24 protein-coding genes, 1 tRNA gene and 2 rRNA genes (1 of these 27 running past the window's edge) are annotated in these 26,994 nt (G+C 61.0%); 22 read left to right on the top strand and 5 right to left on the bottom strand.

What is annotated here, in order from left to right; all coding sequences use genetic code 11:
* Nucleotides 1-178: 178 nt before the first annotated feature.
* The 7 genes from H6851_08155 to H6851_08125 are packed head-to-tail and all read left to right on the top strand — an operon-like array spanning nucleotide 179 to nucleotide 8,657.
* A complete protein-coding gene (locus H6851_08155) occupies nucleotides 179-2,377 on the top strand; it encodes a regulatory protein NosR (GenBank protein MCB9943574.1) in 2,199 nt (732 codons plus the stop codon).
* Nucleotides 2,355-4,238 (top strand): TAT-dependent nitrous-oxide reductase, encoded by a 1,884-nt coding sequence (gene nosZ, locus H6851_08150; protein ID MCB9943573.1) that lies wholly within the window; start codon nucleotides 2,355-2,357, stop codon nucleotides 4,236-4,238. The genes H6851_08155 and nosZ overlap by 23 nt, the downstream gene beginning before the upstream one ends.
* Before the next feature lie 4 nt (nucleotides 4,239-4,242).
* Nucleotides 4,243-5,469, top strand: a complete 1,227-nt coding sequence (locus tag H6851_08145) for a nitrous oxide reductase family maturation protein NosD (protein MCB9943572.1) — start codon at nucleotides 4,243-4,245, stop codon at nucleotides 5,467-5,469.
* Nucleotides 5,466-6,365 (top strand): ABC transporter ATP-binding protein, encoded by a 900-nt coding sequence (locus H6851_08140; GenBank protein MCB9943571.1) that lies wholly within the window; start codon nucleotides 5,466-5,468, stop codon nucleotides 6,363-6,365. The genes H6851_08145 and H6851_08140 overlap by 4 nt, the downstream gene beginning before the upstream one ends.
* Nucleotides 6,362-7,177, top strand: coding sequence for an ABC transporter permease (locus H6851_08135; GenBank protein ID MCB9943570.1), 816 nt, complete (start codon nucleotides 6,362-6,364; stop codon nucleotides 7,175-7,177). The genes H6851_08140 and H6851_08135 overlap by 4 nt, the downstream gene beginning before the upstream one ends.
* Nucleotides 7,174-7,716 (top strand): nitrous oxide reductase accessory protein NosL, encoded by a 543-nt coding sequence (locus H6851_08130; protein ID MCB9943569.1) that lies wholly within the window; start codon nucleotides 7,174-7,176, stop codon nucleotides 7,714-7,716. Before H6851_08135 ends, H6851_08130 begins: the two co-directional genes overlap by 4 nt.
* Nucleotides 7,713-8,657, top strand: coding sequence for an FAD:protein FMN transferase (locus tag H6851_08125; protein MCB9943568.1), 945 nt, complete (start codon nucleotides 7,713-7,715; stop codon nucleotides 8,655-8,657). The genes H6851_08130 and H6851_08125 overlap by 4 nt, the downstream gene beginning before the upstream one ends.
* Nucleotides 8,658-8,693: 36 nt before the next feature.
* Here the strand turns inward: H6851_08125 and H6851_08120 are convergent, their stop codons facing one another.
* Complete coding sequence (locus H6851_08120) at nucleotides 8,694-10,739, bottom strand: 4Fe-4S binding protein (GenBank protein MCB9943567.1); 2,046 nt, start codon at nucleotides 10,737-10,739, stop codon at nucleotides 8,694-8,696.
* A 188-nt stretch (nucleotides 10,740-10,927) separates the two neighbouring features.
* Between H6851_08120 and H6851_08115 the strand changes: the two genes are divergently transcribed.
* From H6851_08115 to H6851_08065, 11 genes are all read left to right on the top strand, one after another.
* Nucleotides 10,928-12,625 (top strand): c-type cytochrome, encoded by a 1,698-nt coding sequence (locus H6851_08115; GenBank protein MCB9943566.1) that lies wholly within the window; start codon nucleotides 10,928-10,930, stop codon nucleotides 12,623-12,625.
* 63 nt (nucleotides 12,626-12,688) lie between these two features.
* Entirely contained in the window at nucleotides 12,689-13,477 is a 789-nt protein-coding gene (cobA, locus tag H6851_08110; GenBank protein ID MCB9943565.1) for a uroporphyrinogen-III C-methyltransferase, read from the top strand.
* Entirely contained in the window at nucleotides 13,470-13,775 is a 306-nt protein-coding gene (locus H6851_08105; GenBank protein ID MCB9943564.1) for a cytochrome c, read from the top strand. Before cobA ends, H6851_08105 begins: the two co-directional genes overlap by 8 nt.
* A complete protein-coding gene (locus H6851_08100; GenBank protein ID MCB9943563.1) occupies nucleotides 13,772-14,917 on the top strand; it encodes a protein nirF in 1,146 nt (381 codons plus the stop codon). Before H6851_08105 ends, H6851_08100 begins: the two co-directional genes overlap by 4 nt.
* A 74-nt stretch (nucleotides 14,918-14,991) precedes the next feature.
* The gene (locus H6851_08095) at nucleotides 14,992-15,366 is read left to right on the top strand and encodes an Lrp/AsnC family transcriptional regulator (protein ID MCB9943562.1); all 375 of its coding nucleotides are present in this window, start codon (nucleotides 14,992-14,994) and stop codon (nucleotides 15,364-15,366) included.
* The gene (locus tag H6851_08090) at nucleotides 15,357-15,827 is read left to right on the top strand and encodes an Lrp/AsnC family transcriptional regulator (protein MCB9943561.1); all 471 of its coding nucleotides are present in this window, start codon (nucleotides 15,357-15,359) and stop codon (nucleotides 15,825-15,827) included. Before H6851_08095 ends, H6851_08090 begins: the two co-directional genes overlap by 10 nt.
* Nucleotides 15,827-16,270 carry an Lrp/AsnC family transcriptional regulator gene (locus H6851_08085; protein MCB9943560.1) on the top strand — a complete coding sequence of 148 codons (444 nt, stop codon included), beginning with the start codon at nucleotides 15,827-15,829 and terminating at the stop codon, nucleotides 16,268-16,270. Before H6851_08090 ends, H6851_08085 begins: the two co-directional genes overlap by 1 nt.
* The gene (locus H6851_08080) at nucleotides 16,267-16,812 is read left to right on the top strand and encodes an Lrp/AsnC family transcriptional regulator (protein ID MCB9943559.1); all 546 of its coding nucleotides are present in this window, start codon (nucleotides 16,267-16,269) and stop codon (nucleotides 16,810-16,812) included. Before H6851_08085 ends, H6851_08080 begins: the two co-directional genes overlap by 4 nt.
* Nucleotides 16,813-16,832: 20 nt before the next feature.
* Nucleotides 16,833-17,987: a heme d1 biosynthesis radical SAM protein NirJ gene (nirJ, locus tag H6851_08075; protein MCB9943558.1), complete on the top strand. Its 1,155-nt coding sequence runs from the start codon at nucleotides 16,833-16,835 to the stop codon at nucleotides 17,985-17,987.
* Nucleotides 17,974-19,494, top strand: a complete 1,521-nt coding sequence (locus H6851_08070) for a c-type cytochrome (GenBank protein MCB9943557.1) — start codon at nucleotides 17,974-17,976, stop codon at nucleotides 19,492-19,494. The genes nirJ and H6851_08070 overlap by 14 nt, the downstream gene beginning before the upstream one ends.
* On the top strand, nucleotides 19,451-20,188 hold the full coding sequence (locus H6851_08065) for a hypothetical protein (protein ID MCB9943556.1): 738 nt from the start codon (nucleotides 19,451-19,453) through the stop codon (nucleotides 20,186-20,188). The genes H6851_08070 and H6851_08065 overlap by 44 nt, the downstream gene beginning before the upstream one ends.
* Before the next feature lie 18 nt (nucleotides 20,189-20,206).
* Here H6851_08065 and H6851_08060 read toward each other — a convergent pair whose 3' ends face one another.
* Nucleotides 20,207-21,190: a glycosyl transferase family protein gene (locus H6851_08060; GenBank protein ID MCB9943555.1), complete on the bottom strand. Its 984-nt coding sequence runs from the start codon at nucleotides 21,188-21,190 to the stop codon at nucleotides 20,207-20,209.
* 142 nt (nucleotides 21,191-21,332) lie between these two features.
* Here H6851_08060 and H6851_08055 point away from each other — a divergent pair, with 142 nt between their 5' ends.
* Genes H6851_08055 through H6851_08040 form a run of 4 tightly spaced genes read left to right on the top strand, consistent with a single transcriptional unit; the run spans nucleotide 21,333 to nucleotide 25,888 of the window.
* Nucleotides 21,333-21,785, top strand: a complete 453-nt coding sequence (locus H6851_08055) for a cytochrome c (protein ID MCB9943554.1) — start codon at nucleotides 21,333-21,335, stop codon at nucleotides 21,783-21,785.
* Nucleotides 21,786-21,802: 17 nt separating this feature from the next.
* Complete coding sequence (locus H6851_08050; protein ID MCB9943553.1) at nucleotides 21,803-23,152, top strand: cbb3-type cytochrome c oxidase subunit I; 1,350 nt, start codon at nucleotides 21,803-21,805, stop codon at nucleotides 23,150-23,152.
* A 14-nt stretch (nucleotides 23,153-23,166) separates the two neighbouring features.
* Nucleotides 23,167-23,979, top strand: coding sequence for a CbbQ/NirQ/NorQ/GpvN family protein (locus H6851_08045; protein MCB9943552.1), 813 nt, complete (start codon nucleotides 23,167-23,169; stop codon nucleotides 23,977-23,979).
* Nucleotides 23,980-23,983: 4 nt separating this feature from the next.
* Entirely contained in the window at nucleotides 23,984-25,888 is a 1,905-nt protein-coding gene (locus H6851_08040) for a VWA domain-containing protein (GenBank protein ID MCB9943551.1), read from the top strand.
* Between the two features lie 63 nt (nucleotides 25,889-25,951).
* On the opposite strand, the gene H6851_08035 is transcribed toward H6851_08040, so the two are convergent.
* The 3 genes from H6851_08035 to H6851_08025 form a co-directional block, all read right to left on the bottom strand.
* Nucleotides 25,952-26,028, bottom strand: a tRNA-Met gene (locus tag H6851_08035).
* A 51-nt stretch (nucleotides 26,029-26,079) separates the two neighbouring features.
* Nucleotides 26,080-26,194: ribosomal RNA gene (gene rrf / locus H6851_08030) — 5S ribosomal RNA — on the bottom strand.
* A gap of 86 nt (nucleotides 26,195-26,280) precedes the next feature.
* A 23S ribosomal RNA gene (locus tag H6851_08025) occupies nucleotides 26,281-26,994 on the bottom strand (it continues 2,040 nt past the right edge of the window).

The raw sequence follows: 26,994 nt of genomic DNA, 5'->3' as shown, positions 1-26,994 counted from the left end.
TGGGTTTTGTCTGGACGCCTTGCCTCTGGCGTCATGCCCGTCCAGACGCAAGCGTTTTTCGATTGATTGGAATGCTGGCCCACTTTCACGCCGGCGCTTGGCCCGTTTTTTTCCGCCGGGATCGACACTTTGACCGTGGTCAAGGCCAGGAATCGTCAACAGGCCGAGCATCGGTCGCATGCACAGAATTCTGCTCGTTTTCTTGGCCTTGATCGCTTTTTCGCCGGCACTGGCAGCTGAGCCGTCGCTGTCGCGTTTTCTGGACGATATCGCGCCGGAGGAATTGCACCCGCAGGCCGACCGCTTCGGCGAGATGACAGCCGACGCTTCCATCATCGAATTGCTGCACGGCGACGAACCGGTCGGCTGGGCCTTCTTGAATTCCGATTTTGCTACAGCCGTCGGTTATTCAGGCAAACCCATTCACATCATGGTCGGCCTCGACCGTGAAGGTCGAATCAGCGGTGCAAAGCTGGTCAAGCACTACGAGCCGATCGTTCTCGTCGGTATTCCTGAAAGCGCCATCGATGCGGTGATCGACCATTATCGCGGCATTGATGTAGCCGAAGAGCTTGAGAGCGGCAGCGGCCACGAACTCGACATCGTTTCCGGTGCAACCGTGACCATCATGGTGATCGACGACAGTATCATCCGTTCGGCGATCAAGGTCGCACAAACGGTCGGTCTCATCGCCGGCAAGTCTCAAAAGCAGGGGCCATTAAAGCGCATCGACAAGACCATTGACGAGGATCGTTCGTGGTCGGAACTGGTTGGCGACGGTTCGCTTCGCTGGCTGAGCCTCGATATCGGCACGATCAACCGCGCCTTTGCCGAACATGGCGACGCCCGTGCAACCGAGTTCCCCGAGCCGGGGGCCGATAGCGACACCTTCATCGACCTGTATGTCGGATTGGCGACGATCCCGACAATCGGGCGCAACGTCATGGGCCCGAATGAGTATGCCAACATGGAAAAGCGTCTCGCCAAGGGTGACAACGCAATCCTGCTGGCGGCGCGGGGACGCTATTCGTTCAAGGGTTCGGGCTATGTCCGCGGTGGTATCTTCGACCGCATCCACCTCATTCAGGGCGATATTTCGATCCGCTTTCGCGACCGCCAGCACAAACGGCTCGGGCAGGTCCAGGCGGATGGGGCACCCGCGTTCGATGAATTCGATCTCTTCGTGATTCCGGCTGAAAGCGGCTTTGATCCCAGCCGTCCCTGGCGCATCCAGCTTCTGGTGAACCGGATGACTGGACCGACGACCAAGGCATTTCTCACCTTCGATCTCGATTTCGTGCCGCCGGCAAAATATCTCGAAACCGTCGAGCCATTGCCGGTCGAAGCCGAAAACCCGCCCGCAGCCAGCGAGGCGACCTTGGGCGAGAAAGGGCATAATCCCTTGTGGAAGAGCATCTGGCAGAACCGCCGGGTCGACATTGCCATTCTCGCCGCAGCACTCGTCATTCTCACCGGCGGATTCTTCTTCCAGATGCAGATCGCCCGCTACCCGCGGCTGGTTTTCTGGGGGCGGATCGCGTTTTTGACGTTCACGCTCGGCTGGCTCGGCTGGTGGGCGAATGCGCAGCTTTCGGTGGTCAATGTCATGGCCTTCACCGGTTCGCTGCTGAGCGGTTTCTCCTGGGATTATTTCCTGATGGATCCGCTGATCTTCATGCTCTGGTTTGCGGTCGCCGCTTCGCTGATCTTCTGGGGACGCGGTGCCTATTGCGGCTGGCTGTGTCCGTTCGGCGCCCTGCAGGAACTCACCAATCGCTTCGCGAAGTTCCTGCGCATCCCGCAATGGCAACTGCCGTGGGGTCTCCATGAACGGCTCTGGCCGCTCAAATACATGATCTTTTTAGTTCTCTTCGGCGTCTCGCTGTACTCTCTCGATACAGCCGAAAAACTTGCCGAGATCGAACCGTTCAAGACCGCGATCATTCTCAAATTCGTGCGCGACTGGCCGTTTGTTGTCTTCGCTGCCGGCCTTCTTGTCGTTGGTCTCTTCGTCGAGCGCTTCTATTGTCGCTACCTTTGCCCGCTTGGTGCAGCACTCGCGATCCCCGGTCGGCTACGCATGTTCGAGTGGCTCAAACGTTATCGCGACTGCGGCAATCCCTGCCATGTATGCGCCAATGAATGCATGGTCCAGGCCATCCATCCCGAAGGCCACATCAATCCCAACGAGTGCCTCTACTGTCTGCATTGTCAGGTCGTCTATGTCGACGATCACAAATGCCCCGTTTGCGTAAAAGCCCGCCTGCGACGCGCGCGCCTTGATGCCCGAGCGGCGGCCGGCTCCAATCCCGTGCCCTCTTCGGGCACCAGATCAAGTGAGGGAAATCCCGACCATGGCAAAACTCAATCGTCGTGATCTCATGGGTGGCTCGGCCAGAGCGGCCATGCTCGCCGGAACCGGTGTGGCGGCAGGTGCCATCGGCTTCACCCCGTCGTCATCGAAAGCCGAAGGCGGTGCCGCCCTTGCCCCGGGCGAACTCGACGATTATTACGGTTTCTGGTCATCGGGCCAGGCCGGCGAACTCCGGATCCTCGGCGTACCGTCGATGCGCGAACTGATGCGTATTCCGGTCTTCAACCGCTGCAGTGCAACGGGCTGGGGCTGCACCAATGAAAGCCGCAAGATCCTCACCGAAGGCCTGACCGACGAGACGAAGGCGTTTCTCGCAAGCCGCGGTGGTGTCTACACCAATGGTGATCTGCATCATCCGCACATGTCGTTCACCGACGGCACCTATGACGGCCGCTATCTGTTCATGAACGACAAGGCCAACACAAGGGTCGCCCGTATCCGCTGCGACATCATGAAATGCGACAGGATCATCGAGATCCCCAATGCCTCCGACATTCACGGCCTGCGCCCGCAGAAGTTTCCACGCACCGGCTATGTCTTCGCCAATGGCGAACATCGCGTGCCGATCCCCAACAATGGCGACATTCTCGACGAACCGGACAAGTACCGCGCCATCTTCACCGCCATCGACGGCGATTCAATGAAAGTCGCCTGGCAGGTCATCGTCGACGGCAATCTCGACAATTGTGATGCCGATTATCAAGGCAAGTATGCCTTTTCCACATGTTACAATTCCGAGGGCGGCGTCACGCTCGCCGAGATGACCGCCTCCGAACAGGACTGGGCGGTGATCTTCAACATCAAGCGGATCGAGGAAGCCGTCGCCGATGGCAAAGGCGAGATGCTCAATGGCGTTCGCGTTCTCGATGGCCGCAAGGGCTCGCCGCTCACCGCCTATGTCCCTGTCTCCAACAGCCCGCATGGCTGCAATACGGCGCCGGACGGCAAGCATGTGGTCATCAACGGCAAGCTGTCGCCGACAGTCACGGTGCTTGATGTGACCAAGATCGACGCCCTTTTCGAGGATGGCGCCGATCCCCGCTCCTGCGTGGTCGCCGAACCGGAACTCGGCCTCGGCCCGCTGCACACAGCATTCGACGGCAAGGGCAATGGCTATACGACCCTCTTCCTCGACAGCCAGATGGCGAAATGGAACCTGGAAACGGCCATCCGCCAGTACAATGGCGAGGACGTCAACCCGATCCTGGCCAAAACCGATGTCCAGTACCAGCCCGGACACAACCACACTTCCATGGGTGAAACCAAGGAAGCCGACGGCCGGTGGCTGGTGTCACTGAACAAGTTTTCCAAGGACCGCTACATCAATGTCGGCCCCCTGAAGCCGGAAAACGAGCAGCTCATCGACATTACTCAGGACCGGCCGGTGGTGGTGCATGACGGCCCGACCTTCGCCGAACCACACGACTGCATCATCGTCCGCGCCGACATCGTCAATCCCGAGAGCATCTACAAGCGCGATGACGTCATGTGGGAAGATGCGCGCGCGCAGGCCGAGGCCGATGGTGTCGATCTCGACTGGGGTGAGGATGTGATCCGCGACGGCAACAAGGTCCGGGTCTACATGCACTCGGTGGCGCCGACCTTCAGTCTTGAGAAGTTCACGGTCAAGCAGGGTGACGAGGTAACGATCTATATCACCAACATGGATGACATCGACGACCTGACCCACGGTTTCACACTCGCCAATTACGGTATCGCGTTCGAGGTCGGCCCGCAGGCCACAGCGTCGGTGACCTTCACCGCCGACCGACCGGGCGTTCACTGGTTCTATTGCCAGTGGTTCTGTCATGCCCTGCATATGGAGATGCGCGGGCGCATGCTGGTCGAACCGAGAGCCGCGTAATCGCATGATGTTCGGCCGTATCCTGACCCTGATGCTTTTGATCTCCGGCATCGAAGCGGAGGCGGCCGAACTCATGGCGCGGATCACCGACGCGCCGGCGGGCGCGGTCATCGATCTCGATGGCCGTTCCCTCGCCGGCCCGATCATCATCGACCGGCCGCTGACCCTGCGCAATGGCCGCATCGAGGGCGACGGAACCGGCTCCGTGGTCACGATCGCCGCAACCGATGTCATTCTCGAAAATCTGGAGATCACCGGGTCCGGCCTGTCGCTGGAGAGCATGGATGCCGGTGTGCGCATCACTGCAGACGGTGACCGTGGCGTGATCCGCGACAGTCGCATCCTCAACAATCTGATCGGCGTCCACCTCGAAGGACCGAACGACGCGCTCGTTGAGAACAATCTGATCGAGGGTCGACGCGATCTGCGCATGAACGAGCGCGGCAATGGCGTCTATGTCTGGAATACGCCGGGTTCAGTCGTCGCCGGTAACACCATTCGCCACGGCCGCGACGGCATTTTCGCCAATACCTCGCGCAAGAACATTTTTCGCGGCAACCGCTTCGAGAATCTGCGTTTTGCCGTCCACTACATGTACACCAACAAAAGCACGGTCGCCGGCAATGTCTCCATCGGCAATCACATCGGCTTCGCGCTCATGTATTCAAAATTCGTCGAGGTCTTGAACAATCGCTCCATCGGCGATCGAGACCATGGCATCATGCTCAACTACACCAACAGTTCGACCATTCTTGGCAACATCGTCGAGGGCAGCAGCACCGCGGACGGCCCCGAAAAGTGCGTCTTCATATACAATTCCAACAAGAACAGCTTCAGCCACAATCGCTTCGCGGGCTGCGACATCGGTGTGCATTTCACCGCCGGTTCCGAGCGCAACGAGATCTGGGCCAATGCCTTCATCGGCAATGCGCATCAGGTGAAATATGTGGGCTCGCGCTGGCTCGACTGGTCGAAGGACGGTACGGGCAACTACTGGAGCGATAATGCCGGTATCGACCTCGACGGTGACGGCCGCGCCGACCAGCCCTATCGCCCCAACGATCTGGTCGATCATCTCGTCTGGCGGCAGCCACTCGCAGCCCTGCTGCTCAACAGCCCGGCGGTCCAATTGCTGCGCTGGGCGCAATCGCGCTTTCCGGGACTGATGCCGGGCGGCGTCATCGACCGGCATCCGCTGATGAACGCCGCTGCGGCGGGAGGTCCCGCATGATGACACTTCGCGGTGTCGGCAAGAGCTTTGCCGGCCGTCCGGCTCTGGAAGGGATCGACCTCGAGCTTGAAAGCGGGCAATGCCTCGCCCTGCTTGGCCACAATGGCGCCGGCAAGACGACGCTGATGAAACTGGTGCTCGGACTGATCGCCGCCGATCATGGCAAGATCGAGGTCCTCGGTGGCGCACCCGGGCGGAACGAAGTACGACGGGCAATCGGTTTCCTGCCGGAAAACATAGCCTTTCAGCCGTTGCTCACCGGGCGCGAGACGCTGATGACCTGCCTCGGTCTCAAGCGCGCCGGCAAGGGTGCGGCCGGCGCCGCCCGTCGGCTTCTCGCACGGGTCGGGCTGGAGGATTCAGCCGACCGCCATGTCGGCAGCTATTCCAAAGGCATGCGTCAGCGTCTCGGTCTCGCCCAGGCGCTTATCGGCAAGCCGCAACTGCTCATTCTCGACGAGCCCACGACCGGCCTCGACCCGACACTCAGACGCGCTTTTTTCGCCATCATCGACGAGTTGAAGAGCGACGGAGCGGCGGTGCTGCTCTCCAGCCATATACTTACCGAACTCGAAGCCCATACCGACCGGGTCGCCATTCTGCGGGCGGGGCGGCTGGTGGCCGAGGGCGAGCTGGCCGAACTGCGCCGGGCCGCCGCCCTGCCCATTCGCGTGCGGCTGCGATCCTCCGCCATCGATCGCATACACGGTGAATTTGGCGGTCGCCGACTCAATGGTCACGCCATCGAACTCACATGCCACCACGAGGATCGCATCGCCTTTCTGCGGCGCCTGACCGAGCTTCCCGTCGATATCGACGATCTCGAATGGGGCCAACCCGGGCTCGACGACCTCTATGCCCATTTCGACAAGCCCGGCGAGGGGGCTACCGCATGAGCGCAATCCTGACGCTGGCGGTGAGTGAATGGCGCGTCGGGCGGCGCAGCCGCTGGGTGTTGATTTCCGGCATCGCACTCGCACTCTTCGCGCTTATTCTCACTTTGCTCGGCTCGGCACCGGCGGGCTCGGTCAAAGCCAGTCCGGTGGCCGTCGCCACGGTCAGCCTGACCACGCTCTTTGTCTACCTCATCCCGCTGCTCGCGCTGCTTCTGGCTCAAGACGCCATCGCGGGGGAAAGCGAGCGTGGCACGCTGATCCTGCTGCTGACCTATCCCCTGCCCCGCGCGGGTCTGCTGGCGGGCAAGTTTGTCGGGCATCTGCTCATCCTCATGACAGCACTCGGGATCGGGCTCGCCACGGCCACACTCGTCCTGCTGACCCACGGCACGCCATCCGCGGAGGACTGGCATCTTCTTATCAGGTTGGCACTCAGTACCGTCCTGTTCGCGGCCATCTATCTTGTGCTGGGCTATGTTGTCAGCGGCATCGCGCGCGATCGCGGTGCAGCCATGGCGATGGCCTTCTCGCTATGGCTGGTCACCGTCGTGCTCTATGATCTCCTGCTGCTCGTCCTGCTCGGCCTTGGCTGGCTCGATGCCACCTTCCCGTGGATGCTTGTAATCAACCCGTGCGATGCCTTCAGGCTCATCAATCTTGGTGGCATCCCGTCAGTGGAGATCGCAAGCGGACTGGCAGCAGCACTTCCGGATCTGCCGCTTCCGGCATCCGGCTTGTGGGCGGTACTAACAGGCTGGTTCCTCGCCGGCGGCGCGCTCGCCGGCACGATTCTGCAAAGGCGGCAGGCATGATCCAAACGATTTATCCGACGCCTGACAAGCCTCGCATCGCAGGGACCATACGCCTGGTTCTGCCGGTCATACTGTTGCTGCTTGGTGCCTGTGACAGCGAGAACGGCAAGCCACCTCCCGAGCCCGCTGTCCTTGATGAGACCGCGACTGGGTATTTTTGCATGATGAACATCGCCGAGCATCCCGGCCCCAAGGGTCAGGCGTTCATCGCCGGCCAAAGCGGCCCCGTCTGGTTTCCATCGGTCCGCGATCTGCTCACCTTCCGCATATTGCCCGGTGAAAGCGGCGACATCATTGCGCTTTATGTCAGCGATACCGCCGCCGCGCCGAGCTTTGAAACAATCGATCCGACGCGCTGGATCGCCGCCGACAAGGCACTCTATGTCGTCGATTCCGATCTCACGGGCGGCATGAACGCGAGCGAGGCCGTACCGTTCGCCGAGCGAGACGATGCCGAGGCGTTCAGGGCACGTCATGGCGGCCGCATCCTTCACATGGAGGAGATCGGTCAGGACTGGATCTTTGGAGAAACAGGATGAAACGCCGGAGATTTTTGGCAATCGTCGCTACGGCCGCAGCCATGTCCGGCATGCCGTGGCCGGATTCTCCAGCAAGGCGATATAATGCCAGCGGACGGCGTATCTGGCGCTGGCGTGGTTCGGCGCTGGGTGCCGAGGCGTCCATGCAGATCGCGCATGACAACGAGGCCAATGCGCGGCGCATCCTTTTCGACCTCGCACGCGAGATCGACCGCCTTGAGGATATATTCAGCCTCTATCGCACACATTCGGCCCTCTCCCGCCTCAATCGTGCCGGACGCCTCGAAAACCCGCCCATGGAGTTGATCGAACTTTTGGATCGCGCCAGCGGCATCAGCGAGACCACCGCCGGCACCTTCGACTGCACGATCCAGCCGCTCTGGCAGCTGCATGCACGACATCTAGCAGCGCAACCCGACGAGCGCGCGCTCGACCGTGCGCGTGCTCTCGTCAATTACCGCAATGTCGACATCTCCAGCCGGGAGATCCGGTTCGCAAGGCCCGGCATGGCTGTCACCCTCAACGGCATCGCCCAGGGTTACATCACCGATCAGATCAGCGACCGGCTGATGGTGCACGGCCTCAACGACATTCTTGTCAATATGGGCGAGATCCGCGCTCACGGGCTCAGGGCCGATGGCCGGCCGTGGAAGGTTGGAATCGACCGAACGGAGACCGTTTGCAATTTGCGGAACGCAGCGATTGCCACCTCCTCTCCCGATGGCACCCTGTTCGCTGCCATCCCGGGCCGTCACCACCTCATCGATCCGCAAACCGGGCATCCCGCACGGCAAAACACCCAGATCAGCATCATTGCCGGCAACGCCACCCTCGCCGATGCGGTCTCCACGGCCTGCGCCATACTCGATCCAGCGTCACGCGCCAAACTGACGGCCCGCCTGCAGCTTGAATGCGTGGAGACAGCGCTGGCGAATACCTGAATCACCGGCCTGGAAGGAAGAACCCACCGCTGAACCTCAGTGTGCCGGGATATTCCCCCTTGCCCGGTCAGCAGCGGCCTCGCGGGCTTCAGCGCGGCGGCGGCGTTCGATGAGAGGAGGACAGACCCCGTCGTCGAAATAATTGATCTGGCAACGCAGGCAGTAGATGCACTCGCCTGGGTGAATCTCGCCGGAGGTCTGGATCGCCTGAACGGGACAGGTGACGGCACAGGTATGGCAGCGCTGACCACACTGCCAGCGGCGTTTGAGCCAGTCGAATTGCTTGAGCCTTGCAGGAAGGGCGAGCGATGCACCAAGCGGACAGAGATAGCGGCAGAAGACGCGCTGGATGAAAAGCGAGACGGTCAGGATCAAAAGCGCGTAGACCACAAACATCGTGGCGTGATCGAAGCGGAGCACGATAACGGTCTTGAACGGCTCGACTTCCGCGAGTTCGTAGGCTTGCGTCATCGAACCAAGCGAGACTGCAAGCAATCCCAAAAAGACGAGAAACTTGATCGCCCGCAGGCGTTCGTGGATGGCAAAGGGTATGGTGACACTCGGCAACCGGAGCTTGCGCGCCACGGCCCAAAGCAGTTCCTGCAAGGCTCCGAAAGGGCAGAGCCATCCGCAAAAGACACCGCGCCCCCAAAGAACGAGGGCAACCGCGACGAACGACCAAAGAATGAAGATCAGCGGTTCGATCAGGAATTGTTCCCAGAAAAAATTACCGCGCAGCGCGTTGGCGAATGTGAGGACATGCACGATCGAGAGCTGCGCAGCCGCATAACCGCCAAGCCAGACGAGCGTGAAGATCAGAAAGCACGCGCGCACGCCCCGCCAGATCCCTGGTCGGCGCGCGATCACATCCTCGAACACCAGCATGGTCGTGAGCAGCAGCAGGGCCGTAACAAGGACAGCGATATCCAGCCAGCGCTCGGACCAGACGCGTAGCCAGACCGGCATGCTGGTTAGCTCGCCAAGAATGAAGTCTTCGGGCAAGGCCACGGGCAGGGTGAAGCTCACTTCGATCTTGGGATCTGAGATATCGGCAACGACAAGCTCGACGGCAAAGGGCCGATCCGGCCGGAAGCCGCTTTTGGCCGGAAGCGTAAACAATGCCTGCTCACGCAGGTCGGGAGCCTCGGTGTCGGCAAGTGCTTCATGCATTGAGGCGTTGAGCGGGAACATCCGGCCGTCCTGAACGATCTTCAGGCGATTGAAAACACCGTCGCGGCGCCATGATGTACCCTTGAAGGAATAGCGCCCTGCACCGCCGATCCATATCGCCTGTGCTCCGGCCGAATGCGCGGCACGCCAACGGTCATGACGCTCGCTGCCGAGAAGGTTACGACCGGTCATGGCCGGTGTGGCCAATGCCGCAAACAGATCGATCAGCCGCGATGTCGGGTCGATTTCGCCCATGGCTGGTGGAAACAGCCGCCCGCCCTCCAGCTCCAGAGCCTTTTGCACCTCGCCCACATCGATCTGCCGCCAGACGACCAGCCCCCGATCCAGAAGGTCACTCCAGCCCAGCGCCTCGAAACTGTCGAGATCAATACCTTCACTGCTCATGAGACCGACGCTGCGCGCGACCTCGCGGCTTGTCGACAGGATGGCGTCAGCAAGGATCAATGAGGTGATGGTTGCGCCGCTGATCGCGTCCAAGCCCGGCTGCACAGCCTCGCCATCTTCGCTGACAAGGTCGATGCCAGCACGCACGTCACGACCGGCAAATTGCCCGACGAACGCATCGAGATCCTCGCGTGTGCGGCCGGTGGAGAGAATAGGCTCATTCTCTTCAAGAATCTCGACACCGGTAATCCGCATCTCGCGGTCAATGCCGATGAGAATGTCAAGTGGCTTGCCACCATAGCCGGTGGTGGAGGCGACCTGTGCACTTGAGAAGACAAAACCCAGAGACATATCGCCCCTGAATGCCTCGCGCACCGGCGGCACGCCCGAAGGTTCGGCAAGCCGGTCGGCGCCGGGCAGGACCCGAAGCCAAGGATCACCAGCATACACCGCTTTCCCCGGCCAGACGAGTACCAGAGCCGCAAGAACGATTATTACCCGGTGCATCAGCCCTCCTCATCAGGGTTGCTCAAGTTTTTCCGGTCCTGTCGCCAACTTCCCTTGACCATGGTCAAGGTTCCATCGGACAGACGGTTCTTTCATTTTGCAGGAATAATGAAACGATCCGAGGAACAGTCATGCATCAAGGTCTTCCGCGACTTCAGCACCTGCTCAAGACGTCAAGTGCGATCCTGATGCTCGCAGCCCTGCCCACCCTCGCGTTGGCTCAAAGCGAGAGTGACCTCAAGAAACACGATACCTCACCCGGCGGACAATACGAGCCGTCACTGGATGTCATGGGCGAAACCTCGCTTGAAATGCCTGGCTCGAAAGAGGGTGTTCCGTCGATGACACAGGCGGAATTCGACCGCGCCTCGACCATCTATTTCGAGCGCTGCGCCGGCTGTCATGGCACCTTGCGCAAGGGTGCGACCGGCAAGGCACTGACGCCGGATATCACCCGTGAGCTCGGCTACGATTACATCAATGCCTTCATCCAATACGGCTCGCCCGGCGGCATGCCGAACTGGGGCACATCCGGCGACCTGCCACCCGAAGATATCGATCTGATGACCCGCTATGTGCTGCAGGATCCGGTGGCTCCGCCGGAATTTCCGATGGAGGCCATGCGCGAGACCTGGAAGGTGATCGTTCCGGTCGAGGATCGCCCGAAAGAAAAGATGAATGACTGGGACATCGACAATCTGTTCTCGGTCACGCTGCGTGATTCGGGCCAAGTGGCGCTGATCGACGGTAACACTTACGAAATCAAGGAAATTCTGGAGAGCGGCTACGCCGTCCACATTTCGCGCATGTCGGCCTCGGGGCGCTATCTTTTCACCATCGGCCGCGACGCACGCATCAATCTCGTCGATCTCTACATGGATCCGCCGCAGACCGTCGCAACCCTGGATATCGGCATCGAGGCACGCTCGGTGGAAACCTCCAAGTTCGAGGGCTGGGAGGACAAATACGCCATCGCCGGTTCCTACTGGCCGCCGCAATATGTCATCATGGACGGTGCCACACTCGAACCGCTGAAGATCGTCTCCACCCGCGGCATGACCTATGACAGTCAGGAATATCACCCCGAGCCGCGCGTTGCTGCGATTGTCGCCTCTCACTACCGGCCCGAATTCGTTGTCAACATCAAGGAAACCGGGCACATCCAGCTGGTCGATTACACCGATCTGAAGAACCTCAAGATCACCGACATCGAAGCCGAGCGCTTCCTCCACGATGGAGGCTTCGATTCCACCGGGCGCTATTTTCTCATCGCCGCCAATGCACGCGACAGACTGGCGGTCGTCGATACGAAAGAGGACAAGCTCGTCGGCGTGTTCGATACCGAGGGCATCAAGCCTCACCCCGGACGAGGCGCCAATTTCGTGCATCCGGAATACGGCCCCGTCTGGGCGACCTCGCATCTGGGTGACGAGATCATCTCGCTTGTCGGCACCGACCCGGATGGCCACCCCGATCAGGCCTGGAAGGTCGTGAAGACTCTTGAGGGCCAGGGGGGTGGTTCCCTGTTCATCAAGACCCATCCCGAGAGCCGCAACCTCTATGTCGACACCACGCTCAACCCCGAGCCCGAGCTTGCGGCCTCGGTGGCGGTCTTCGATCTCGACAATCTCGATGCGCCTTACGAGGTTCTGCCGATCGGCGAATGGTCCGGGATCGATGAAGGCCAGCGACGCGTTGTTCAAGGCGAGTTCAACAAGCAGGGAACGGAAGTCTGGTTTTCGGTCTGGAACGCACAGGATCAGCCCAGTGCGATCGTCATCGTCGACGACAAGACCCGCCAGCTCAAGCATGTCATCAAGGACCCCCGCCTGATCACCCCCACCGGCAAGTTCAACGTCTTCAACACCCGAAACGACGTCTACTGATCGCCCGTGCGGCCTGGACCTGCCCGAACAGCATCCGGGCCGCCACTTTGCGGGGGAGCGGACATGCAAACTCCAAGGATTCACCTCGTCGGCGCCGGCCCGGGCGACCCCGAACTCCTGACGCTCAAGGCCGCAAGGCTCATCCAGCTTGCTGATGTGATCGTTCATGACCGCCTCGTCGGCGACGGCGTCCTATCGCTCGCGCAGGAACGCTGCGCGATGCACGATGTCGGCAAGACCCCCGGCAGGCACAGGATCACACAAGACGGCATCAATGAACTTTTGGCCTCCCTCGCGCGCCCCGATCGGATCGTCGTCCGGCTCAAGGGCGGCGATCCCCTGATCTTCGGCCGCGGCGGCGAGGAAGCGGCTTTCCTTCTCAAACGCGGGATCGATGTGCAGATCATTCCGGGCATCACCGCTGCTTCCGGCTGCGCGGCTGCGCTCGGTTTGCCACTGACCCACAGAGGCGTTGCGACATCGGTTCGCTTCGTCACCGGTCACTGCCGTGCCGATCTGCCTCTGGATTTCGACTGGGTGAGCCTCGCCGACCCGCAAACGACGCTGGTCTTCTATATGGGGCTTGCCCGGATCGGCGAAATTGCCCGTCAGCTCGTGCTGCACGGGCTCCCGCCGCTGACCGCCGTTGCCGCCATCAGCAAGGGCACGACGACCAAACAGGAACTGATACGCAGCCGCCTTCTAACTGTGGGAGCCGATTCGCGAATTCACGCCCTCCCCTCGCCGACGCTGTTCATCATCGGTCCGATCGTCGACGCCATCGCCGACTTCCGCCCCGCCCTGCCGAACGAGCTTGCGGCGCTGATGCATCCGATTGCCGGCCATGCGTAGCTTTGCAGCCATGACAGCCGTGCTCCTCATGGCTGTCCCGGCCTTGGCCGGTCCGGTGCGCGAAGCCGAGCTTCGTCATCTCGTCCTGCATGATTGCGGCGCCTGCCACGGCATGACTCTCAAGGGCGGCCTCGGCCCGCCTCTTCGCCCGGAAGCGCTTGCCGGCAAGGATCGCAGTACCCTTGTCGACATCGTCCTCGACGGCATCACAAGCACACCCATGCCGCCCTGGCGTCCGTGGCTCAACAAAGCCGAAGCAACCTGGATCGTGAAGACCCTGCAGGAGGGCGGATTTTGAGACATTTGGCACTGGCCCTCCTGATCGCGCTTGCCACCCCGGCAGCAGCCGGCGAGTTGCGTGGCACCGGCGATCTCGGCATCGTGGTTGAACGGGCGCAGGGTGCGGTGCAGGTCATCGAAACCACGGGCATGAGTGCCCTCGCCCGCATTGACGGCCTTGGCGATCTGAGCCACGCATCGGCGGTCTACAGCCGCGACGAACGCTTTGCCTATGTGTTCGGTCGCGACGGTGGATTGACCAAGGTCGATCTTCTTCAAGGAAACATTGCCAAGCGTGTCCTGCAGGCCGGCAACAGTATTGGTGGAGCAATCTCGCAGGACGGCAGACTTGTCGCCGTTTCCAACTACGAGCCGGGTGGCGTGCGAATATTCGATGCGGACACGCTGGAACCGGTCGCCGACATCCCCACCGGATCAAAGACCGTCGGCCTTGTCGATGCGCCTGGACAGCGCTTCATCTTCTCACTCTGGGACAAGGACGAGATCTGGATGGTGGAGATGAACGGCGAGACGGCCGAGATCACGCGATTTACGGGTATTGGTCACCAGCCCTACGATGCACTCATCACCCCCGACGGCCGCTACTACATCGCCGGACTTTTCGGCGAGGACGGTCTTTCCATGCTCGATCTGTGGTATCCTGAAAAAGGTGTGACCCGTATTCTCGAGGGCTATGGCCGTGGTGAGGAACCGCTTCCGGTCTACAAGATGCCGCATCTTGAAGGCTGGGCCGCGGCGGGCGATCTGTTTTTCCTGCCCGCCGTCGGCCGTCATGAGGTCCTCGTCGTCGATCGCCGCTCGTTCGCGGAAGTCGGACGGATCGAGGTGGCGGGACAACCGGTCTTCGCTGTGGCCCGCCCTGATGGACGTCAGGTCTGGGTGAATTTCGCCACGCCCGACAATGACCGCATCCAGATCATCGACGTGCCGAGCCTCACGATCATCGAAACACTGGAGCCCGGAAAGGCGGCGCTGCACATGGAATTCACCCCGCGCGGCGAGCAATTGTGGCTATCGGTACGCGATGACGACAAGGTCGTCGTCTACAATACCGCCACGCTCCAGCCGCTCGGCGAACTCAACGTGGACAAACCCTCCGGCATCTTCCTTGCCGCACGCGCCGGGAGGATCGGGCTTTGATCACCGAACTCCAGCGCCGGCTGATCGACCGCTACCAGCGCGGACTGCCGCTTGTACCCCGGCCATTCGCGGCCATGGCCGAAGTGCTCGACGTCGAGGAGGAGCAAATCATCGCCGCGCTGGATGATCTCCGGCATGCGGGCAAGCTCAGCCGCGTCGGTGCCATCGTCGAACCGCATACCGCAGGTGCGAGCACGCTTGCGGCGATGGCCGTGGACGAGGACGAGCTGGAGGATGTCGCCGCGCGCATTAGTGCGGTGCCCGAGGTCAACCACAATTACGAACGCGAGCATGAATTGAACCTGTGGTTCGTCGTGACCGCCGCCGATGCGACACAGCTCGATGCAGCGATCGAACGCATCAAGACCGCTACCGGGCGAACCGTCATCCGTCTGCCGCTGGAGGAAGCCTATCATCTCGATACGGGTTTCGCGATCCGATGGAACTGATCGACCGTCGCATTCTCGCCGCCATGCAGGACGGCCTGCCGCTGGTTGCGGAACCCTTTGCTGCCATTGGAGAACCGCTCGGCCTGAGTGCGGCCGAGGTCATCGCACGGCTGGAAGCGATGCAGGGCCGCGGCATCATCAAGCGTATGGGCCTCGTTCTGCGCCATCACGAATTCGGCTATCGCGCCAATGCGATGACCGTCTGGGACGTGCCGGACGCCCAAGCCCGAACCGCTGGCGAACAGCTCAGTACCCTGCCGTTTGTAACCCTGTGTTACCGGCGACCTCGGCGATTGCCCATCTGGCCCTACAATCTCTTTGCCATGATTCACGGAACCGACCGAAACGAGGTCGAACGACAGATCGAGACGGCCACCCTGGCCGCTGGTCTCGAAAATCTGCCGCGTGCCGTGCTCTTTTCCAAGAAGCGATTCAAACAGCAGGGTGCGAGGTTTGCATGATGGATGAAACGGACCGCTGCATCATCAATCGCCTGCAGGGCGGTTTTCCGCTTGTCGAATCACCGTTCCTGGAGGTCGCCGCGGAATTTGGAATGGCCGAAGCCAATCTGATCCGCCGGATCGCCGCCTTGCGCGCCAGCGGCGTCCTCAGCCGCTTCGGACCCATGTACGACGCCAAGGCTCTGGGCGGCGCGTTCACGCTTTGTGCCATGAGCGTGCCCTGTGAACGCTTCGACGAGGTGACCGAGCTCGTCAATGCACGGGATGAGGTCGCCCACAATTACGAGCGCGACCATGAGCTCAACATGTGGTTTGTGCTCGCGACCGAAACGCCCGAACAGATACCGCAGACGATCGAAGCAATCGAGGCGGATACAGGCTTGCAAGTGCTCGATCTGCCCAAGCTCGATGAATATTTCCTCGAATTGCGGCTCGTCGCATGAGCATCGATTCGACCGATCGCGCTATCATCGAGGCGACCCAGTGCGGACTGCCTTTGACCCCGCAGCCCTATCACGCCATCGCCCTGCGGCTCGAATTGACGATCGAAGAGGTCATGGCACGCTTGCAGGCGATGCAGGAACGCGGCGTCATCCGCCGCATCGGCGCTGTGCCCAATCACTACAAGCTCGGCTACAGCGCCAACGGCATGAGCGTCTGGGACGTCGATGATGAGCGGATCGGCGACCTTGGCCCCAAGATCGGCGCTCTCGACTGTGTCAGCCATTGTTATCGCCGGCCGCGGATCGAGGGCCGCTGGCGCTTCAACCTGTTCGCCATGGTACATGGGCGGACCAAAGACGAAGTCGCTCGCGGCGTTGCCCGGATCGCCGATGTTCTCGGGCCGTTTGCGTACGCTCATGACGTCCTCTTCAGTCGCAGAATTCTCAAAAAGACCGGGCTTCGCCTGAGCGGACGCGATCCCCGGTCGAGCCCATCCGATCCGGATGCTAGCAGACCGGCATCCCGCCGGCCCACCACCTGAAACCTACGGGAAGGCACTCCATGTTCCGGCTCGGCCAATACATGCAGGAACTCATCACCCCGACCCCCGTCCGGCGGCGTGAGCCACCGGGACCAGTCGTGATCTGGAACCTGATCCGCCGCTGCAATCTCAACTGCATTCATTGCTACTCGCTCTCGGCCGATGTCGATTTCAAGGGCGAGCTCTCAACCGACGAAATCTTCGCGGTTATGGACGATCTCAGAGCCTTCCGGGTGCCCGTCCTGATCCTCTCGGGCGGTGAGCCGCTCCTGCGCCCGGACATCTTCAAGATCAGCGCGCGAGCAAAGGCCATGGGCTTTTATGTCGGCCTCTCCTCCAACGGAGCGCTCATCGATGCGGCGACTGCCGATCAGATCGCTGCAATCGGCTATGACTATGTCGGTGTGAGCCTCGATGGCATCGGTGCGGTGCACGACGCCTTCCGCCGGCAGCAAGGCTGCTTCGACAAGTCCATCGCCGGAATGCACCACCTGATGGCGCGCGGGATCAAGGTCGGCATGCGGTTTACCATCACCGAGCGCAACGTCGTGAGCCTGCCCGACATGCTCGATCTGATGGACGCCGAGGGCATCGACAAGTTCTATCTGAGCCATCTGGTCTATTCCGGCCGCGGCAACCGTCATCGCGGCGATGATGCGGTCCATCGCACCACGCGCGCGGCAATGGATCTTCTGTTCAAACGGGCATGGGCGCGGATCTCGGCGGGTGACCGGGTTGAATATGTCACCGGCAACAATGATGCTGACGGGGTCTATTTTCTTCAATGGGTCCAGCGCCATTTTCCCGACCGGGCAGATCACATCCGCGCAAAACTCGAAGCCTGGGGCGGAAACGCTTCGGGCCGCAACGTTGCCAACATCGACAATCTCGGCCACGTGCATCCCGACACCTTCTGGTGGCACCACAATCTTGGCAATGTCCGCGACCGGCCGTTTTCAAAGATTTGGCAGGATACCTCTGATCCGGTCATGGCCGGGTTGAAAAAGCATCCGCGCGAGATCACCGGTCGCTGCGGACGTTGCCGACAGTTCGCGATCTGCAACGGCAATACCCGCGTTCGCGCTCTTCGCGTGTTCGGAGATGCGTTCGCCGAGGATCCCGCCTGTTACCTGACCGACGAGGAGATTGGCGATGTGGCGCATGTTGCGGCCTGACAGTGTGGCATTCGCGTTCGCCCTGCTCGCTTCCAGCCAGCCAGCCCTCGCCGAAGCGCTCTATATGGAGAACTGTGCAAGCTGTCATGGCAGCGACCGGCTCGGCGGAATGGGCCCCGCACTTCTCCCAGAAAGTCTCTCCCGCCTGCGCCCGGAAAAAGCAGCAGAAGTAATCCGCAACGGTCGTCCGGCCACCCAAATGCCCGCTTTCGGTGACACTCTAGGCGATGCAAACATCCAGACGCTTGTCGACCTGATCTACCAGCCGCTTGAGGTAATGCCGACATGGGACGAGACCTCCATCCGCGCTTCGATCAATCCGCTCGGCAAGAATTTCGCCGATCAACCCGTCTTCGACGCCGATCCGCTTAATCTGTTCGTACTGGTCGAGGCAGGCGATCATCACGTCTCGATCCTCGACGGTGACACATTCGAGCGACTGGCGCGATTTCCCTCGCATTATGCCCTGCATGGTGGTGCCAAATTCTCGCCCGATGGTCGCTATACCTACCTCGCCTCGCGTGATGGCTGGGTGATGGTCTACGATCTCTGGTCACTGCAGCCGGTGGCCGAAGTGCGCGCCGGCATCAACACCCGCAACATTGCCATCAGCCATGACGGACGCTACCTCGCCGTTGCCAACTATCTTCCGCACAATCTGGTCATCCTCGACGCCACGAGCCTCCAGCCCGTTCGAATCTTCGACACTCAAAGCCGGGTGTCCGCCGTCTATCAGGCGGCCCTGCGGTCGAGCTTCATCGTGGCCATGAAGGACATTCCCGAATTGTGGGAGATCAATTACAGCGACACGCCACCACCCGGCTTCGGCGGCGCCTTTGTGCACAGCCATGAAAAGGGCATGGTCGAGGCCCTCCCTGAATACCTGCCGGTGCGCGTCACACCCTTGAGCGAACCCCTCGACGATTTTTTCTTCGACCAGTCCTATCGCCACGTCATGGGCACCTCGCGTGACGGCCAGGGCGGCAAGGTTGTCAATCTCGACGTCCGCGCCGAGATCGCCGATCTGCCCATCGCCGGTATGCCGCATCTGGGCTCGGGCATCACCTTCGATCATGAAGGCCACCGCGTCATGGCGAGCCCGCACCTCAAAGAGGCCGCCATCAGCATCATCGACATGAGCGACTGGAAGCTGATCAAAAAGATCGAGACCGGCGGGCCAGGCTTTTTCATGCGCAGTCACGCCAACACCCCTTACGCCTGGGCCGATGTCTTTTTCGGACCCAACCGGGATCAGGTGCACGTGATCGACAAGCGCACGCTGGAGATTGTGGAAACGCTGGTCCCCGCACCGGGCAAGACCGCCGCCCATGTCGAATTCACCCGCGACGGCCGCTATGCCTTGTTGAGCATCTGGGAAGAGGACGGTGCCGTCGTAGTCTATGACGCCGAAAGCCTCACAGAAGTCCGCCGCATCCCGGCGAACAAACCTGTTGGCAAATACAATGTCGGGAACAAGATCTCCAACGAGGAGGGCACGAGCCATTAACCGCATCGCCCTTCTCAGTCATGGCGTCCATGGCGGGCCGGGGGTCGCGGGCCAGCACGCCGAGGCGTTGCGCGGCGAATTTCCGGACCGTGAGATTCGCGTTGGCTGTCTGCGCGGCACACCCGGCATCGAGGAGGCAACTTGCGGGTTCGATGAACATGATGTCGTCGTCCCGGTCCTCATGGCGCGCGGCTATATTCACGACGCCATCCGCTCGCGACTGCCACCAGCGCTGCAGACGCACATGACGCGACCTCTTGGCGAACATCCGCGTCTGCCACAGATCGTCCGCGACCGGGCGTTGACGCTGGCCGGCTCCCAGACGCAGAGCAACCTGCTCCTGATCGGGCACGGCACGACCAGACATCAAGGAGCCGACAGGATCGTGCTGGAGCATGCGGGAATCGCACGGACGTGGTCATTTGCGCAGGTCGCAATGGCCTTCCTCGATGCGCCGCCCTTTCTCGCGGATGTCACAGCGAGGCTCACAAGACGCCCCACCGTCGCCATCGGCTATTTCATCGATCCGGGTCCGCATGGCATCGACGACGTCATAGCCGGTCTGGCCAATCTTGGCGCCGATATGCGCTACAGCGGGCCGATCGGCATGAGCAGACAGATGGTTCCCTTGCTGGCGGAACTGGTCGAGAGCCTTGCAGAACCTGTTGCAGGCGGCATTTCCGCGGCATCGTGAAAACCGGAATTCGGGGGATCAGGCTGCGACGGCAAGCGGCGCCCGCTTCAGCCACATTGCCTCCGCCATGCTTTCCGCTGCCGCCGGCGTTGCCACCCGCCGTGTGAGCCACAGGCACATGGCGGCCGTACCGGTGACTGCCCGGCGCGGTGCTTCAGCCGACCACTCCCCCTGCCACAATGCACGCAGCCGCCGCACATCGAGCGGCTCCTCCCGCCAAGGGTATCCCTCGCCTTCCGTAAGGCTGCTCCAGCTCTCGTCAAAGCTCTCGCCATGCCGGAGGACGCGAACGTCGCAAGGCTTGCAGGGGTTGCGCTGCCCCTCGCCGCCCCCGCCCTTGAACGTGATCGCGGCCGGCTGGTCGAGCCATCTCTGGATACCGCGATGCAGTTCGAGATAATCGGGATGAAACACACCCTGAATCTGCGCCGGGGCCCCGAAGGGATTGAGTTCGCGGGCCATCGTGTGGACGCAGGAGCGCAGGCCGAACAGCCGCTTCAGGTCGAATAACCGCTGCATCAGCGGACAAAGATCCTCCAGTGGCACATAGACGAGCCCGCGATCGAGCGCCTTTCGAAGAACCTCCCCATCCCTGGCGACCGGAACATCCATGGCGCGCAGGGCCGCACGGGTCGTGGCCGTGCCCGCACCCTCGATACCGTGCATGACGATGCGCACGCCGTTTTCAGCCAGCAGCCGCGCCGCGAGCACAAACCAGGGAAGCTGGCGGTGATGATCGGCATAGGAGGGCCAGTCGAGGTCGACATCGAGCAACGTCTGGATAGCCATCCGCTTGCGGGCAGCGCGCACGAAACCGGCGATTTCCTTTGACGTCTCGACGCGGTAGCGCAGGACCATGAGGAACGCGCCAACCTGTTCCGGTGTGGCCTCCCCGTCCATGATCATACCCATCGCCCGCTCGGCTTCCCCGATATCGAGGCTCCGCCCCAACCTTCTGCCGCGCGCAACGGCCCGGACGAACTCGGTAAACTGCGCATTCATGACAGCCGTCCTGCCTGATTCGAGCGATCGTCGCCATTTTGCGACGAGAGCGCGGGAGATCCTTGACCGCGATCAAGGCTCACCCCGGACGTAGACCATATTTCAATCAACGTTGGTGCCATATAACAGGGGACGCCCGGCCATGGGTGACGGTCTGACCAAGGCTGCCGCGCGCAACATCTTTTATGCGGGTTCGTTGTTCTTCTTTCTCGTCTTTGCTGGACTGGTGGCACACAGCCACTTCTATGCGATGAACGAGGCCATCGATGTCGAGGGCTTCACCGATCAGGTGGTCGCCGGCAAGCGGGTCTGGGAAGAGAATGCCTGCATCGACTGTCACACGATTCTCGGTGAAGGTGCCTATTTCGCGCCGGAGGTCGGAAACGTCTTCGTGCGCTGGGGTGGCCGCGACGATCCCGAGGGTGCGCGCGACATGATCAAGGCCTGGATGCAGGCACAACCAAGCGGCATCGAGGGACGCCGGCAGATGCCGCAATTCAACCTGAACGACCAGCAACTGGACGATCTCGCCCATTTTCTTGAGTGGGTCAGCAAGATCAATACCCAGAACTGGCCGCCGTTCGACAACGGTTGATCAAGGGAAACGCCATCATGCGCTACGAAACGCAAAAGCTCGCCTACCCCTATTTCGCCGGCGCGATCTTTTTGTTCGCCGCCCAGGTCCTGGTCGGCGTCCTCGCCGGCCTGATCTATGTGATGCCGAATCTGTTTTCCGAGATCCTGCCGTTCAACATCATCCGCATGATTCACATCAATGCGCTGATCGTGTGGCTGCTGCTTGGCTTCTTTGGTGCTACTTACTATCTGCTGCCGGAAGAGGCCGAACGCGAGATCGTATCGCCGCTGATCGCCCATCTGCAATTCTGGATCATCTTTCTTGCCGCCGCTGTTGCCGTGGTCGGTTACCTCTTCGGTATTCATGAGGGCCGGGAATTTCTTGAACAACCGATCTATGTGAAAATCGCACTTGCCATCGGTGTGGTCCTCTTTCTGGTCAATATCAGTCTCACTGTACTCAAGGGCCGAAAGACTTCCGTATCCTCAGTTCTTTTACTTGGTCTCTGGGGTGCGGGTTTGTTTTTCTTCTTCGCCTTCTACAATCCAGGCAACCTCGTGCTCGACAAGCTTTACTGGTGGTGGGTCGTCCATATCTGGGTCGAAGGTGTCTGGGAACTCATCATGGCGGCCATCCTCGCCTATCTGCTCATCAAGGTGACGGGTGTCGATCGCGAGGTGGTCGAGAAATGGCTCTACATTGTCGTCGGTCTGGCGCTGTTCTCCGGACTGCTTGGCACCGGCCATCACTATTACTGGATCGGCACGCCGGGATACTGGCAATGGGTCGGCTCCATCTTCTCGACGCTGGAAGTCGCCCCCTTCTTCGCCATGGTCGTTTGGGCATTCACCATGGTCTACAAGGGCGGGCGGAACCATCCCAACAAGGCGGCGCTGCTCTGGGCGCTCGGCTGCCCGCTGGTGGCATTCTTCGGTGGCGGTGTGTGGGGCTTCATGCACACACTGGCACCGATGAACTACTACACCCACGGCACGCAGGTGACCGCCGCCCATGGCCATCTCGCCTTCTACGGCGCCTATGTCATGCTCAATCTTGGCATCATTACCTATGCGATGCCATCCCTGCGCGGTTTGCAGCCCTACAATCAGGTCATGAACATGTGGAGCTTCTGGCTGATGACCGGGGCCATGGCGTTCATGACCTTCACCCTCACATTCGCGGGCGTCGTCCAGACCCATCTTCAGCGCGTACAGGGTGAGCTCGACTTCATGACCATTCAAGATCAGCTGTCGCTGTTCTACTGGATGCGGCTCGGCTCCGGCATTGTCTTCGTGATCGGCGCACTGCTCTATATCTACGCCGTCTTTGGACCGGTCAAAGAACAGCTGACCGAAAGCGACATCGCCCTGCAGCCGGCGGAGTGAAGCCATTGGAAGCCATGGCGCATATCCGCTCCCCTGCGGCCGAAACGGGACACCCGCCCTTTTATCGGCCGCAGGGCAATGAGGAGCGCGTGTTCGAAACTGCCGCGAGGCTCGGCCTGCCGCTTCTCGTCAAGGGGCCCACCGGCTGCGGCAAGACACGCTTTGTCGCCCATATGGCATCAAAGCTGGGTCGAAAGCTGTTCACGGTCAGCTGTCACGATGATCTCACGGCCGCCGATCTCACCGGCCGTCACCTGCTCAAGGGCGGTGAAACCGTCTGGACCGATGGTCCGCTGACCCGTGCGGTGCGCGAGGGCGGCATCTGCTATCTCGACGAGATCGTCGAGGCCAGAAAGGACGTCACCGTTGTCCTCCATCCGCTGACCGACGATCGCCGCATCCTGCCGCTGGAGCGCACCGGCGAGGAACTGGCGGCATCACCCGACTTCATGCTCGTGGTATCCTACAATCCGGGCTACCAGAACATACTCAAGTCCCTCAAGCCGAGCACGCGCCAGCGTTTTCTCGCGATCGAGTTCGACTTTCCCGAGCCGGCGCGGGAACTGGACATCGTGGCAAACGAATCCGGATTGGCGCCGGAGAGTGTGCGCCCGCTCATCAACCTCGCGACACGCTTGCGTGACCTCAAGGGTGTCGATCTCGAGGAAGCCTGCTCGACCCGCCTTCTGGTCTATGCGGCCAGCTTGATCCGCGAGGGATTGTCACCGCCGGAAGCGATCGAGGCCGCGCTGATCGAACCCCTTTCTGATGACAGCGATGTCAAGGCGGGGCTGCGCGAGGTCGTGAGAGCCAGTTTTGGCGGCTGAAGGCATGAGCCTCGCATGGATTGAATATGAAGAACAGTTTGGCAAGCTCTGGCACCGGCTGGTCGGCCATCAGCCAAGCTATCGGCATTACCCGCAAGCGGCCGTGGAACTCGCTGCCATAAAGGCACCGCTGGCCACCTTCTTTCGAGCCATGGGCGGCGATGCTGCGGCAGAAATCGATGCCGTGCTCGAACGCTCTTCGAGCCATCGTCTGACGCGATTGCAACGTATCGTCATGAGCGAGGAACGCCTCGCCTGCGCGACGTTCACCGGCAACAGCCTCCTCCTCCCCGAGCGCATGGATCTCTTTTCCGACCCGGCACTCAACCGCGATCTCTACTGGTGGCTTGCGGCGTTCATGGCCCAGCTCCGGGACCCTGAGCCCGAACCCGGCTTTTTGGGCGATATCCGGCGCCTTGCGCGCATCCAGCAGGCGCAGGAGCGCACACTGGACCGCTTTCCGGGCTTGTGCGAACGCTTTGACCGTCTTGCACAAGCAAGCTGGCTGGCGCGCCCAAGGCGTTCACTCAACGCGCAGGAAGCCGCCATCGAGATGGTCATCGATCATCTCCATCGAAGGCAGAACGTCGCTGGTCTATTGCAGGCGTTGAGCCGGCAGGCGCCCAAGCCATCCTACCGCCCCTTTCTGCCAAGTCCGATCTGGGGCCGCAGCGAGGCTGCATGGTATGCTACAGACGATGAGGATTCTTCAGACGCCCTGAACGGCCCTGATCCGCAACGCCGACAGGCTGCTGAAAAAAAACATTTCGTGGAACAGCGGGATTTCGACAATAGCGAACGGCCTGATCCCCTGACCATGATCGTCAAGGGCGAATGGATGCTGCTCGCCGACCAGATGGGCGATATCAACCGACCGGATGACGACAGTGATCCGGATTTTGCCAAAAAGGCCGCCGACGATTTCGAAACTATCCAGCTCGGACGACGCAGCCGCTCGACCTCAAGCCGCATTTCGCTTGCGCTGGAGACCGGCCACCGCGAAATGCAAACACATGCGGCCCGAAGCGGTACCTTCCGCTATCCCGAATGGAACGATCGAAAACGCCGCTATATGCCGGATTACTGCCGGATCATGGTCGAACCGGTGCAGCCGTCCGGCGACGATTGGTGCCCTGATGAAGCCGCTCGACGGCGCATTCGCCTCGTCCGGCGACAGTTCGAGGTATTGCGCCCAAAACGTCTGACGCTGCGCCAGCAGATCGACGGCAACGAGCTCGACATTGATGCCCTAGTCCGCCGCAACACCGATCTCGCGTCGGGAACGAACGGCAGCGATCGCATCTATACGGCATCTCACGCCGTCGCTCGCGACCTCGCCGTGGCCGTGCTTATGGACGCCTCCCTTTCAACGGATTCTTATATCGAAAATCGTCGTGTGCTTGATGTCGAAAAGGAAGCTCTGATGGCACTGGCTTTCGGCATCGATGCCTGCGGCGACCATTTTGCCATCCACAGCTTTACCTCGCGACGCCGCCACGATGTGCGCATCGGGCTCATCAAAGCATTCGAAGAGGGTTTCACGACCAAAGTCCGTCAACGGATCGTCGCGCTCAGCCCTGGTAACTACACCCGCATGGGAGCCGCCCTCCGGCATCAGACAGCCATCCTCAAGGATCGCGGTGAGAGCCACCGCCTCATTCTGCTGGTGAGCGACGGCAAGCCCAATGACAGCGATCACTACGAAGGTCGCTACGCGATCGAAGACACCCGCAAGGCCGTGATCGAAGCTCGCCTCGCCGGAATCCGGAGCTTCGCGGTAACGGTCGATCGCCGGGCAGAGAGCTACGTCCCCTACATTTTCGGTCGCGGTGGCTATGCGATGGTCAGCCATATCGGTCAGCTGCCCAACGCCCTGCCACGACTCTACAAAGAGATCACCTCACCCTAGTTCATGGGCCAGGAAAAGCAAAAACCTCCGCGGCGGGGCCTACGGAGGTTTCGCAATTATCGTTGGTTGCGGGGGCAGGATTTGAACCTACGACCTTCAGGTTATGAGCCTGACGAGCTACCGGGCTGCTCCACCCCGCGTTGGTGGTGGATTTCGTGAGGAGGCATGTTTGCTGGTGATCCGTTTGGAGGGCCTGGCGGCGACCGACTCTCCCACGCCTTGAGACGCAGTACCATGGGCGCTGAGAGGTTTCACGTCCGAGTTCGGAATGGGTTCGGGTGGTTCACTCTCGCTATGGCCACCAGGCCCTCCAAGCGGATCACGCAAATTGTCTGGTTACTGGACACAGGTATGAAGGCTGGGACGTCCAGCATGTCTGCTGGAGGGGGGTGAGTTCGCTCGGGCTATTAGGATCGGTAAGCTCCATGCATTGCTGCACTTCCACACCCGACCTATCGACGTGGTGGTCTTCCACGGCCCTGATAGCGAGACCTGGTTTTGAGGTGGGTTTCCCGCTTAGATGCTTTCAGCGGTTATCCCTTCCGTACATAGCTACCCAGCTGTGCCGTTGGCACGACAACTGGTCCACCAGAGGTACGTCCACCCCGGTCCTCTCGTACTAAGGGCAGATCCTCGCAAGTCTCGAACACCCACGGCAGATAGGGACCGAACTGTCTCACGACGTTCTAAACCCAGCTCACGTACCACTTTAATCGGCGAACAGCCGAACCCTTGGGACCTGCTTCAGCCCCAGGATGTGATGAGCCGACATCGAGGTGCCAAACACTACCGTCGATGGGGACTCTTGGGTAGTATCAGCCTGTTATCCCCGGCGTACCTTTTATCCGTTGAGCGATGGCCCTTCCACGCGGGACCACCGGATCACTAGAGCCGACTTTCGTCTCTGCTCGGCCCGTCGGCCTCGCAGTCAGGCTGGCTTTTGCTCTTGCACGCGACGACTGGTTTCCGACCAGTCTGAGCCAACCTTCGCGCGCCTCCGTTACTCTTTGGGAGGCGACCGCCCCAGTCAAACTACCCACCATACAGGGTCCCGGACCCGGATAACGGGCCGCGGTTAGATACCAAGTGCCGCAAGGGTGGTATTT

The organism is Geminicoccaceae bacterium, from assembly GCA_020638465.1.
GTDB lineage: Bacteria > Pseudomonadota > Alphaproteobacteria > Geminicoccales > Geminicoccaceae > JAGREO01.
Note: the sequence above shows the minus strand (reverse complement) of the source record. Positions and strands in the feature narration are given on the sequence as shown.